Source organism: Flavobacterium aquidurense (genome assembly GCF_031458035.1).
Classification (GTDB): domain Bacteria; phylum Bacteroidota; class Bacteroidia; order Flavobacteriales; family Flavobacteriaceae; genus Flavobacterium; species Flavobacterium aquidurense_C.
On record NZ_JAVDXR010000008.1, the window covers coordinates 18,662 to 32,084 of the forward strand.

Consider the following 13,423-nt stretch of genomic DNA (forward strand, 5'->3'; position numbering starts at 1 on the left):
TTTTGATGATTACAGAGTATTGCTGTAGTCACAATCATATTCCTTATATTCATTTTTAACTATTTTGAATTAGTAAGCTTTTAGTGAAAAAAATTATAAGGTAAGCCGTCCAAAGTCAATTTGGACGGTTTTTTTTATTCCAACATTTATTAGTCCCCGATTGTTCGGCAAAAAAAATGTTTGGAAAATTTAATTTTTTCTCGTCTTTTAGAAAAGTTCGTCTTGAAATTTCTCTTACAAAATTTCAGGAAAAATATTTTTATAATGTCTCTATATCTGAATGTTATAATTCAGTCTTCTGTTTAAAATGCAAAATATGTAATATTTTTATTATAATAATAATTGTTAAATGTTTTAAATTTCTTGTTAAAATTAATTTAAAGTAATAAGTTGCGCCCAATAATTCAAAAAAATAAAATAATGAAACTAAAATTAAATGGATTCTTAGTGCTGTTTTTAGCACTGGTGTCGCAAATTACATTTGCACAAGGAAGAAGTGTTTCAGGTATTGTTTCAGACAAGGCCGGAATGCCACTTCCAGGTGTAAGTGTCTTGGTTAAAGGAACGAAAGCTGGAACACAAACAGACTTTGATGGAAAATTTACGATTAAGGCATCTTCAACTGATGTTTTGCTATTTAGCTTCGTGGGCATGAAATCTCAAGAAGTATCGGCAAGTTCTTCTTCGCTCCATGTGAAGTTGTTGGATGATGCTACTCAATTAGCTGATGTAGTCGTTACAACTGCATTAGGTATAAAGAGAGAAAAAAAATCGCTTGGCTACTCTACACAAGAGATTTCTGGTAGTGATTTGTCGGCGGGTGCTTCTAGTGCAAATTTTCTTAATGAACTTTCTGGAAAAGCAGCTGGTGTTAACATTCGAAAAAACACCAATTTTGGAGGATCTACTAATGTAGTCTCGAGGGGAGTTAAAAACCTTACGGGTGATAATCAAATGTTGATTGTTATCGATGGTATGCCAATTAATAATAGTAATACTAATACTAATGTGTCTCAAGGAAACTCGGCAAATCAATCTACTGGCGCCCGTAATACTTATGACTACGGTAACGCAGGTATGGATATTAATCCTGATGATATTGAAACCTTAAATATTCTGAAAGGAGCAGCTGCATCTGCATTGTATGGATGGCAGGCAGGTAATGGTGTTATTATGATTACGACCAAAAAGGGAAAATCTAAAAAAGGAATGGGAGTTACTGTTTCTAGTGAATTTACTATAGGTACTATTGACAAGTCAACTTTCCCGGAATATCAAACTAAATATGGCCAGGGATATGGGCCAACATATGATAGTGCCGGAAATCCAAAAGGGATTCCAACAGGGCCTACAGGTGCATTCTTTACAATCGACAAAAACGGAAATCAGGTAGCGACAACTGTTGATGATGCTTCTTATGGTGTGGCTTTTGATCCAGGCCTTTCTGTTTATCAGTGGGATGCTTATACTCCTTTTTCAAATAATTATGGTAAGAAAACGACGTGGCAAGCTGCTAAAAATGGCCCAATTACGTTTTTTCAGACAGCACAGACATTCAATAATTCTGTCTCTTTAGAAGATGGTAATGAGAAAACTAATTTCGTGTTGAACCTAAACAATTTCAAGCAAAATGGTATTTTACCGAATAGTGAATTGAAAAAGAATAATTTCAGCCTTAAATTGAATCATAAATTTACGGATAAATTATCGGCAAGTGTTTTTGCAAATTATTCTAATCAGAATACTGTTGGTCGAAATACAACAGGATATGGTGGAGATAACGTGGCGAGCGTTTTCCGTCAATGGTGGGCTACAAACGCAGATATAAAAGAACAAAAAGAAGTTTTTGAAAGATCAGAAGGTCAAAATATCTCATGGAATATGGGTGATCCTGCCAATGGTAATACTAGTCCAAAATATTGGGATAATCCATACTTCACAAGATATAAAAATTACCAGTCTGATGAAAGAAACCGTTTTATTGGTTATGCTCAATTAGATTATAAGATAAATAATTGGTTGTCTGCTTCTGGAAAAATAAGTACAGATAGTTATGCCGAACTACGAGAAGAAAGAAAGGCGACAGGGTCTCTAAATGCTACATTTGGAATAAACAGACAGACAGTACCTTCAGGATATCAAAAATATGAAGGTATGTTTTCTGAACAAAACTACCAATTCACTTTAAATTTCAAGAAGAACCTTTCAGATGATTTTTCTTTGAATGGACTTGTAGGAGCTAATGCTTTGAGAACAAGACGAACATCTACTCTCTCTTCAACAGAAGGCGGGCTTATTATACCAGGAATTTACGCATTATCTAATTCAGTATCACCTAGTCCTTTTGCAGTAGAAAGAGAAGATAATTCTGGAGTAAATAGTGGTTATGCTTCTGTATCTTTAGGTTTCAAAGATTTTTTGTTTTTGGATGGAACCTTCCGACATGATGCTTTTTCTACTTTACCCACAGGAAATAATTCAGTAAATACTTTCTCTACTTCAGCAAGTTATGTTTTCACAAAACATATTAATCAACCATGGTTATCTTTTGGGAAAGTAAGAGCAAGTTATGCTGAAAATCCTCAAGGAAATATTGATTTATATTCATTACAAGATGTCTATACTAAATTCAATCCATTTGGTTCAGCACAACTTTATTCTATACCCAATATTGGAAACAACTCAAATTTACGTCCTGTAAAAACAGCTTCAGAAGAAATTGGTTTAGAGATGCAGTTTTTGAACAGAAGACTTGGGTTTGATGTGAGCGCCTATAAAAGCTTAAGTTCTGATCAAATATTTCCTGTAGATTATTCAACTTCGACAGGACTTTCACAAAGATATATCAATTCTGGATCTGTGGAGAACAAAGGGCTTGAGGTTCAGTTTAATGCAACACCGGTAAAAACAAAAGATTTTCAATGGGATGTTTTTGTAAACTGGTCTAAAAACAAGAATACAGTTGTTTCTTTAGCGCCTGGTATTGAAACTATTACATTAGGAACTTTTCAAGGAAATGTAAGTATCATTGCAAAAGTTGGACAGCCGTATGGTGATATTATCGGAAGAGATTACACTTATACACCTGATGGACAAAGAATCACTAGTAATGGTTCTTATGTAATGACCACTACAACTACAAATGTTATTGGTAATGTTACTCCAGACTGGATTGGTGGTTTACGTAATAAATTTACATACAAACAAATTTCATTAGGTTTTTTAATAGACATGCAAAAAGGTGGAGATATTTTTTCTCTTGATCAATATTATGGACAAGATTCTGGTTTGTATAAATCAACAGCGGGAAATAATGAGCTAGGTAAACCTGTGAGAAATACTATCGCAAATGGGGGTGGTGTTATACTTCCGGGTGTAGATCAGACGACTGGTTTGCCAAATACTATCAGAACGCCACATCCTGAAGTTGCGGGAAGTATATATGGGTACACTAAAAACCCTCAAAAAGCCTTTGTATATGATGCTGGTTTTATAAAATTGAGAGAAGTAAATATTACTTATAGTTTTCCCGCACAAACTGTTAAAAAAATAGGTTTAAATGATTTACGTCTTTCTCTTGTAGGTTCAAACTTGTGGATAATTCATAAAAATCTTCCGGACGCTGATCCAGAAAGTGGACTTAGTTCAGGGAACTTAGCTGCAGGTTATTCAAGTGGATCACTTCCAACAACAAGAAATATAGGTTGTAACCTAACTTTAAAATTCTAAATTATGAAAAAGATATTTTTTTTATTATCCATCATTACACTAGTCTCATCATGTAGTGATATAACAGATGAGAATGTTGATCCTAAAAGGCCAACGATTACTAAGGCTGAATATTTATTTACAAATGCTCAGAAAAAAGTTACAGACCAAATGGTGAGTACATCTGTGAATTATAATGTTTTCAGATTATTTGCTCAACAGTGGACAGAAACTACCTATCCTAATGAAAGTCAATACGACATCACGGGAAGAAAAATTCCAGATACCCATTTTTTAGTTTTATACAGAGATGTATTGATGGATTTAAAAGCATCCAGAGAATTAATTAAACCTGAAATTGCGGCTTCCCCTTCTGAAATTACGACGAAACAAAGTAAATTGGCTTTAATTGATGTCTTTGAGTGTTATAGCTATAGTGTATTGGTAGATACTTTTGGTGATGTTCCTTATACAGAAGCATTAGATATTAAAAATCATCCGCTGCCTGCTTATGATGATGCTAAAACTATTTATAAAGATCTTATTAAAAGATTAGCTGCAGATGCCACTATCTTAAAATCTAATACGACAGATCCTAATTTTGGAGGTGCTGATCTTATTTATAATGGTGATAAAGCGAGTAATGCAAAATGGGCTAAGTTTGCTAATTCTATGATAATTAGACTGGCTGTAAATATTTCTGATGTAGATCCTGCATACGCTGCTGCACAAATTCAGGCGGCACTAGCTTCAGGCGCACTAGCAAGTAATGCTGACAATACAAAACTGAATTATTTGTCAACTGCTGGAAATCAAAATCCGTTGTATGCTGATTTGGTAACAAGCAAAAGAGATGACTTTATTCCTGCTGAGCCTTTTGTGGCTGCAATGGATGCGGTAGGAGGAGATAAAAGAATGGATAAATATTTCACCAATGCAACTGCGCCAGCTCCGGTTATTCCAGCTGGAAGAAGATTTGTAGGAGGAACTTATGGTGAAGCGAATGTTTTTGGTACATATTCTCATATTACAAGCACATTGAATAATGCTCTCTTTCCAGGCACTTTATTTGATTATGCTGAGTTACAATTTTTATTAGCCGAAGCTGCCGAGAAAAATTTGATTCCCGGAGGTACAGCACAAGCCCAAATTTATTATAATGCTGGAATAGATGCTTCTTATGCTGACTGGGGATTGACTCAAGCTGATGCAAATGCGTATAAACTTTTACCAAAAGTAGCTTATACAAATGCTGCTAGTGGAGCCACGTGGCAAGAAAAAATTGGAATGCAAGCTTGGTTTGCACTATACAACAGAGGTTTCGAAGCATGGACTTCTTACAGAAGATTAGATTTTCCAAAACTAGTACCATCCACTTCTGCAAAAAATAGAGGATTCTTAACAGTTCCCGTTAGATATACTTATCCTGGAGTAGAACAATTCCAAAATGGAACTAATTATACTAAAGCAGCTGCCGCTATTGGTGGTGATCTAATGAACACAAAACTATTCTGGGATAAAAAATAGATTTTTGAAACCGATAATTTTTTTAAAAAAAACCGATAGCTTTTGGAGCTATCGGTTTTTTCATAACTAACATTTTTATTTTACGAACTTGTGGATAATTTTGTCTGTTTATGCTTTTGAAGCGTCTGGTTTTAAATCAAGCAAAGAGAATACAAAACTTTTCTATCAATTTTAGCTTCTAAATTTAAGTCTTGGTGTCTGTCAAAAAGAGTTTGCCATTTGTAGCGAAGATTTTCCGCTGATCAAAGAAATATTAGTTCAAACTGGAGAGGAGTTACCGCAAGTACAGATTCAAACAGAAATTCAATTTCTCAATTTGTTCTTAAAACAGATCGTTTTTATGTGGTAAAGATACTTCAGGGAATGTTTATAAAGTAAAATTTACTGATGGAGTATTGGTTAACCTTAAAAGAGGCCGCCTAACATTTCAATTTGCATTTTTGAAATAATATGTGTCATTTAAAAAAAGTACGGAATGTTTTAAACTATAAATAAATCCGACTTAAAAATTAGTTCCTTCATTAGCTTTGTTTTTTTATTTTTTTGGAGAGGTTGGATTTATCTGGTCTCTTTTTATGTTTTTTTATTTTAGTGTTAAAATCAGGTGTAAATTAATGTTTAACGCTATCTTTGTGCCTGTTTTTTTAATGTGGAATTAACAGGAAATCTTAATTGTTTTTCCTGAGAAACCATTCTTCAAATTATAAATAGTAAGTGAATACAAAATCATATTTTTTTCAGTCTTTCGCAATTGTCGCGTTGGCATTTGTAGCTTTTATTGGATTTAAACAAGTTTTGCCGGATAAAATCTTTTCGGATAGTAAAATAGATTCTAAAAATGTATTAATTGATAGTATGCTTTTAGAGTCGGTTGCCAATGATTCTTTATCTCTTGAAAACGATAGTATCGCTGAAGCGGAACAACAAGAAGCACAAAAGGAAATCGTTTTTGAAGATACTGAAGGAATCGAATTTCCATCAGAAACTTTCGAAAACTATAAAGGATATCAATACCTGGTTTCATTTTACGAGAAGTTATATCAACTAGAAAAAAATCCACAATCGAGAGTTCGTATTGCATATTATGGAGATTCAATGACCGATGGAGATTTGATCGTTCAGGATGTTCGAACGAATTATCAGGAACGTTTTGGAGGAAATGGAGTTGGATTTGTATCAATAACTTCTGAATCTGCTGCATCAAGAGGGTCGATAAAATCGGTTTATTCTAAAAACTGGAAAGCGCAGTCGTATTTAAATGTTAAAAGACCTTTAAGTCCTTTTGGGGTTAACGGTCACGTGTTTTTTGCAAATGATAAAACCAATGCAACCTGGGTAGAATACGAAGCGGGGAAAAATAAATTTTCAACTTCTTTAGATAATCCAACTTTGTTTTATGGAAAATCTTCTAAAAGAGGAAATGTGAATTTTATTATCGGAAAAGATACACTTCGAAAAAATCTTGTTCCAAACAATTTGGTTAACACGATCAAAGTTTCTTCTGGAAGTATAAAAGCATTTAAGGCTAACTTTGTTCATGCCGATTCTATTCCGATTTACGGTTTTAATTTTGATAACGGAAGCGGTGTGCATGTTGATAATTTTTCGCAAAGAGGAAATTCAGGATTGCCAATTTCAATGTTCGATGCAGATGTAATGCGAGCTTTTAATAATAATTTAAAATATGATTTAGTTGTTTTGCATTACGGAACCAACGTTTTGAATTATGGTACCAAAAATTACTATTGGTATGAAAAAGGAATGAAAAGGGCTGTAAATAAAATAAGAGCATCTTTTCCGGGAGTTTCAATTTTGATTGTTTCTACTGCAGATAAATCAACAAAATATGATTTGGAAATGAAAACCGATTCGGCTGTTGTACCTTTGATGAAAGCTCAAAAAAGATATGCTTTAGAATCTCAATCTGGATTTGTGAATCTTTACACTTTGATGGGCGGAGATGGATCGATGGTTAAATGGGTTGACGAAACACCTGCAAGAGCCAATAAAGATTACACGCATTTTAATCAGCGCGGTGCAAAAGCTATTGGCAGGTTATTGTACGATCAGTTAAATAAAGGATACGAAGAATATAAGCAGTTACGCGAAAAACGTGATGCTGAAAAAGCTAAAAAAGCAGTTCGGAAAACTAATACAGATTCAATATCTGTCAAAAAAGATAGTGTAAATGAATAAACTAATTATTTTCTTTTGTTGTCTTTTTTTATCTCCAAATGATGAAATACAAAAGACAATTCTACTTCCAATAACGAAATCTATGAATACTAAAACTGACACCATTACAGTTGAATCTTTTGCTGAAGATAAAATTTATAATGCAAAAGTTTTAGAAAATCTTTTTCATAAATTAAATGAAAATGATAGTCATAAAAGTCAGAAGATAAACATTGTTCATATTGGCGATTCACATATTCAGGGAGATTTAATGACCAATGAAATTAGAAAAAACCTGCAACAACGATTTGGAAATGCCGGACGAGGTTTGGTTTTCCCCTATCAATTAGCCAAAACAAACGGATCTTATAATGAGCGTTTTCGTTCTAACAGAACTTGGGAAAGTTATCGCAATATTCATCCTCACAAAAATTGTCCTGTTGGTTTAAGCGGAATTGGACTTTGGAGAGATAGTGGCGGTTTTGCAGTCGAATTAAATATAAAAGATCCGGCATACAAGTTTAATTCGATTAAAATTATTACACCTCAAAACCAGAATATGTTTGATTTGGCAACATCATCTCAAACCAATATTATTCAGTCAACAGAACGAAAAGTAATTAATCATAAAATAAAAAAAGGGGAAGCAATTTCGACTATTGCAGATAAATATAATGTTTCAGTTGCCGAAATTAAAAAAGATAACCGTTTAAAATCAGACAATATTCGTGCGGGAAGAACATTAAAAATTCGAACAAACGAAACCAAGCCCAAAACGATCAAAAGTTCTGCATTTGTTTCTTTAGATGTAGAATCAGATTCATTTTGTCATTATTACAATTCAGAAAAAGCACTGGATAAAATCTTTTTGATCCCGAATAAAGACGCTTCAAAATTTGAATTAAACGGAATTGTTTTAGAAAAAGATGCGCCGGGATTAATCTATAGCAGTATTGGAGTTAACGGAGCAAAATTCTCAGACTACAATAAATATCCTTTATTCTTTGAACAATTAAAAGCGTTGCATCCCGATATGCTGGTTTTTTCACTTGGAACAAATGAAAGCTACGATCACATGGAAGCTTCGGCTTACATCAAAGAATTGCGTGAATTCATAAAAAATATAAGAGAACAAAATATTAATGTTCCGATACTAGTAATGACGCCGCCGCCTTCTTTGTTAAAAGCCAGAAAACCGAATATTTACGTGCAGGATTACGCCAAAAATATTTTGAGAAGTGCCGAAACAGATGGTTTTGCAGTTTGGGATTTATATGATGAATTTGGTGGAATGGACGGAATCCGAAAATTAAAAGCTGAAAAATTAATTGGTCCCGATTATGTTCATTATTCTAAAAAAGGATACGAAAAACAGGGGAATTTGTTTACACAGGCGTTTTTAAAAGCATACGATAATTTTAAATTGAAAAATTAAGTTGATTACAATTGATAACATAAATAATTGGTTTGTTCAAAATTTTGGTGAAGTTACATTAGAGCAGGCTAAAAGTTGGTTTATATACAATCCTGACGAAAAATTACTGTTTAATACGGGTTTATTCCTCGGATTATTTCTGGTTTTTTATTTTGTGTATGGATTTTTACGCAAGACATTTTATTTGAGATTAACGTATGTTATTCTCTTCTCGCTTTTCTTTTATTATAAGTCAAGCGGAATTTACTTTTTACTTTTATTACTTTCCTCTGTAGTCGATTATGGCTTGAGTCAGATTATTTATAAGACGACAAAAGATAGTACTAAGAAAATATATTTGGTAATAAGTGTCATCCTAAATTTAGGATTGCTGGGCTATTTCAAGTACATGAATTTTATGATTGTGACTTACAACGATATGTTCAGCGGTCATTTTGAACTTCATAATGTTTTTCTTCCGGTCGGAATTTCGTTTTATACTTTTCAGTCGATGAGTTATATCATTGAGATTTACCGCGAGGAAATTAAACCGACGAAAAATTATATCGAATACTTATTTTTTGTGTCATTTTTCCCGCAGTTAGTTGCCGGACCAATAGTGCGTGCAAAAGATTTCCTTCCTCAGATTTACCAAAAATTAAACCTGACAAAACAAGATGTAAACAACGCTTTGTTTTTGATTATTGGAGGATTGATTAAGAAAACGGTGATTTCAAATTACATCTCGATAAATTTTGTAGATCGTGTTTTTGATACTCCGATGAGTTATACGTCATTCGAAAATTTAATGGCTTCTTATGGTTATGCCATTCAAATTTATTGTGACTTTTCAGGATATTCAGATATGGCAATAGGAATCGCTTTGTTGCTTGGATTTAAACTTCCAGCCAACTTTAGAACGCCATATAAATCGGTGTCTATTACGGATTTCTGGAGAAGATGGCATATTTCATTATCAACATGGCTGAAAGATTTCTTGTATATTTCCATCGGAGGAAATCGCGAAGGTTCATTCGCAGGATATTTATTTCCAAGTTTATTCTTCTTCGGATTATTGCTTTGGGGAATCACCAATATCAATATTAGTTTCATTCCATTAGGAATTGCAATTGGGGCAATTATTGTTTTTTGTCTCTCATTTTTACTTTCGAAGAAGAAAAATCAAACGCTGGTAACCAATTTCAATTTATTTACTACGATGCTTTTAGGAGGATTGTGGCATGGAGCAGGAGCGCAATTTATTGTTTGGGGAGCACTTCACGGATTAGCATTAGCAGTTCATAAAATTTTCATGGAGCTTTTTCCATCTAAAAAAGAAGGTTCAAATTTCTTATGGAAATTCTTTTCGATCGTAATTACGTTCCATTTTGTTGTTTTCTGCTGGATCTTTTTCCGCGCGCGAGATTTCGAAACAGCATTACAGGTAATTAATAATATTGGTCAGTTAACCTTCGAACCGGAAAACTGGAAAGTTATCATTTTAGGCTATAAAAATGTGTTTTTATTAATGTTGTTCGGTTATGTTTGGCACTTCTTACCGGAAGTTGTTACAGACAAAATGAAATGGGTTTTCGATAGAACGCCGTTACTATTAAAGGCTGTAATTCTAGGTTTCGTTTACTGGATTGTATACGCAACGGCAGTAGCAGGTTCACAGCCGTTTATCTACTTCCAGTTCTAGTAGGAAGGTTCAAAGGAACAAAGTTGCAGAGGCGCAAAGGTTTATATCCTTTGCGCTTTTTAATTAATAGCCACGGATTAAAGGATTAAAAAGATTTTTTAATATCTGCTTAAAACTTTTAAATCTGCGTGAAACAAAAAAACTTTGCGACTTCCCGAATTTGCGAGCAAAGAAACATAGCGTACTTTACGTAAAACCTTGCGAACTTTGCGGTTAAATGCCCTCAAATAAAAATTGCCTGAAATACCTAATTAGATTATCTTTGCACTTCAAATAAAGAAAATAATATGTTTGATAATTTAAGTGATAAGTTAGATAAAGCGTTCCATATATTAAAAGGACACGGTAAAATTACAGAAGTAAACGTTGCCGATACCTTAAAAGAAGTTCGTCGTGCCTTATTAGATGCCGATGTTAACTTTAAAATTGCAAAGGATTTTACAACCAAAGTAAAAGAAAAAGCAATTGGTCAGGACGTTTTAACAACGCTTCAGCCAGGACAATTATTGGTGAAGTTAGTGAAGGATGAGTTGACTGAATTAATGGGTGGCGATGTTGCCGGAATTAATCTTTCAGGAACTCCATCGGTGATCTTAATGTCAGGATTGCAAGGTTCTGGTAAAACAACTTTCTCAGGAAAATTAGCCAACTTTTTAAAGACTAAGAAAAATAAAAAACCACTTCTTGTAGCTTGTGATATTTACCGTCCTGCGGCGATTAATCAGTTGCATGTTGTTGGGGATCAAATAGGTGTTGAGGTTTACTCAGAGCCAGAAAATAAAAATCCTGTTGAAATTGCTCAAAACGCAATTAAACACGCTAAAGCAAATGGTTTTAACGTAGTTATTGTCGATACGGCTGGTCGTTTGGCAGTAGATCAGGAAATGATGGATGAAATTGCTCGTGTTCACAAAGCAATTCAGCCTCAGGAAACATTGTTCGTTGTTGATGCAATGACAGGACAAGATGCTGTAAACACAGCAAAAGCTTTCAACGATATCCTGAACTTTGATGGTGTTATTTTAACAAAATTAGATGGTGATACTCGTGGTGGAGCTGCAATTTCGATTAAATCGGTTGTAAATAAACCAATCAAATTTGTTGGTACAGGTGAGAAGATGGAAGCAATTGATGTTTTCTATCCAGATCGTATGGCCGAGCGTATTTTAGGTATGGGGGACGTTGTGTCTCTTGTAGAAAGAGCGCAAGAGCAATTTGATGAAGAAGAAGCGAGAAAACTTCAAAAGAAAATCGCTAAAAACGAATTTGGTTTTGATGATTTCTTGACGCAAATTCAGCAAGTGAAAAAAATGGGTAATATGAAAGATTTGGTTGGAATGATACCAGGTGCTTCAAAAGCCATGAAAGATGTGGAAATTGAAGATGATGCTTTCAAACATATTGAAGCTATCATTCATTCGATGACGCCAATCGAAAGAAGTAAACCTGCCATCATCGATGTAAAAAGGAAGGCCAGAATCGCTAAAGGTTCGGGAACAAAAATCGAGCAGGTAAATCAGTTGATGAAGCAGTTTGACCAAATGAGCAAAATGATGAAGATGATGCAAGGTCCGGGCGGAAAAAACCTGATGAAAATGATGGGAGGCATGAAAGGAATGCCAGGCGGAATGCCGAGATAAAAAATAATAAAAAGTTTCAAGTTTCAGGTTTCACGTTTTGAGACTGAAATTTGAAACTTTTTTCATTAAATATATATTCGTTTCGCCTGAACGTGAAACCTGAAACTTTTAAACCTGAAACAAAAAACAATGCAACTACTAGACGGTAAAAAAACAGCAGAAGACATTAAAAACGAAATCGCAGCCGAAGTTCAATCTATAAAAGCAGCAGGAGGAAAAGTGCCTCATTTAGCAGCAGTTATTGTGGGGAACAATGGTGCAAGTTTAACTTACGTAGGAAGTAAAGTGAAATCTTGCCAGCAAATTGGTTTCGATTCAACTTTAGTAGCATTGCCTGAAGATATTACCGAAGCAGATTTATTAGCTAAAATCAAAGAGTTAAACGAAGATGATAATCTTGACGGATATATCGTTCAGTTGCCTTTGCCAAAACACATCGACGAACAAAAAATTCTTTTAGCAATTGATCCTGACAAAGATGTTGATGGATTCCATCCAACAAACTTTGGAAGAATGGCGTTGGAAATGGAAAGTTTTATTCCTGCAACCCCATTTGGAATTATGGAACTGTTAGAACGTTACAATGTTGAAACTGCCGGAAAACATACAGTAGTTATCGGAAGAAGCCATATTGTAGGCCGTCCAATGAGTATTTTAATGAGCCGTAAAGGAAATCCTGGAGATTCGACCGTTACTTTGACGCACAGCCGAACTAAAAACTTAGCAGAATTCACTAAAAATGCTGATATTATTATCACCGCTTTAGGAGTTCCTGAATTTTTAAAAGGAGATATGGTTAAAGACGGAGTTGTTATTATCGACGTTGGAATTACGCGTGTAGAAGATGCATCAAACGCAAAAGGATATGTTATAAAAGGCGATGTTGATTTTGACGAAGTAAGCAAAAAAGCCTCTTTCATTACACCAGTTCCGGGCGGAGTAGGACCAATGACCATTGCAATGTTACTTAAAAACACGCTTTTGGCCCGTAAAATGAGAAGTGTCAGAAAATAATTTTTCTAATAAATAATTAAGCAAAGCCTATTCAATCGAGTAGGCTTTGTTGTTTTTATACTTTGGGCGTGACCGTATTTACAAAAGGCGCTATTTGACAAACCGCTTATGTGCGCCTTTCGCAAATACGGTCGGGCTATCCATGCTACTTCGGTAGCTTATTCCTATCCCTCACGCGAAAATAACGAATCTATCAAATCCCGGAGGGATGACATGTTTATAGATATGTATGAATTTGTTTAG

The 13,423-nt window shown here is 34.3% G+C and carries 7 protein-coding genes; all 7 read left to right on the top strand.

What is annotated here, in order from left to right:
• Positions 1-420: 420 nt before the first annotated feature.
• The 7 genes from J2X17_RS13485 to J2X17_RS13515 all read left to right on the top strand — a co-directional run bounded on the left by J2X17_RS13485 (position 421) and on the right by J2X17_RS13515 (position 13,180).
• A complete protein-coding gene (locus J2X17_RS13485) occupies positions 421-3,729 on the top strand; it encodes a SusC/RagA family TonB-linked outer membrane protein (protein ID WP_310298909.1) in 3,309 nt (1,102 codons plus the stop codon).
• 3 nt (positions 3,730-3,732) lie between these two features.
• Complete coding sequence (locus J2X17_RS13490; protein ID WP_310298913.1) at positions 3,733-5,235, top strand: SusD/RagB family nutrient-binding outer membrane lipoprotein; 1,503 nt, start codon at positions 3,733-3,735, stop codon at positions 5,233-5,235.
• Between the two features lie 714 nt (positions 5,236-5,949).
• On the top strand, positions 5,950-7,431 hold the full coding sequence (locus tag J2X17_RS13495; RefSeq protein ID WP_310298915.1) for an SGNH/GDSL hydrolase family protein: 1,482 nt from the start codon (positions 5,950-5,952) through the stop codon (positions 7,429-7,431).
• A gap of 82 nt (positions 7,432-7,513) precedes the next feature.
• Complete coding sequence (locus J2X17_RS13500) at positions 7,514-8,845, top strand: GDSL-type esterase/lipase family protein (protein ID WP_310298918.1); 1,332 nt, start codon at positions 7,514-7,516, stop codon at positions 8,843-8,845.
• Position 8,846: 1 nt separating this feature from the next.
• Entirely contained in the window at positions 8,847-10,526 is a 1,680-nt protein-coding gene (locus tag J2X17_RS13505) for an MBOAT family O-acyltransferase (RefSeq protein ID WP_310298921.1), read from the top strand.
• A 287-nt stretch (positions 10,527-10,813) separates the two neighbouring features.
• Positions 10,814-12,166 carry a signal recognition particle protein gene (ffh, locus tag J2X17_RS13510; RefSeq protein ID WP_310298923.1) on the top strand — a complete coding sequence of 451 codons (1,353 nt, stop codon included), beginning with the start codon at positions 10,814-10,816 and terminating at the stop codon, positions 12,164-12,166.
• A 129-nt stretch (positions 12,167-12,295) separates the two neighbouring features.
• Positions 12,296-13,180, top strand: a complete 885-nt coding sequence (locus J2X17_RS13515) for a bifunctional 5,10-methylenetetrahydrofolate dehydrogenase/5,10-methenyltetrahydrofolate cyclohydrolase (protein ID WP_310298925.1) — start codon at positions 12,296-12,298, stop codon at positions 13,178-13,180.
• The last annotated feature ends 243 nt before the right edge of the window (positions 13,181-13,423 follow it).

Excerpts from the sequence above, each read along its gene's own strand:
- J2X17_RS13485 (WP_310298909.1), top strand. The coding sequence starts at position 421 with ATGAAACTAAAATTAAATGGATTCTTAGTGCTGTTTTTAGCACTGGTG.
- J2X17_RS13490 (WP_310298913.1), top strand. The coding sequence starts at position 3,733 with ATGAAAAAGATATTTTTTTTATTATCCATCATTACACTAGTCTCATCA.
- J2X17_RS13500 (WP_310298918.1), top strand. The coding sequence starts at position 7,514 with ATGAATACTAAAACTGACACCATTACAGTTGAATCTTTTGCTGAAGAT.
- ffh (WP_310298923.1), top strand. The coding sequence starts at position 10,814 with ATGTTTGATAATTTAAGTGATAAGTTAGATAAAGCGTTCCATATATTA.
- J2X17_RS13515 (WP_310298925.1), top strand. The coding sequence starts at position 12,296 with ATGCAACTACTAGACGGTAAAAAAACAGCAGAAGACATTAAAAACGAA.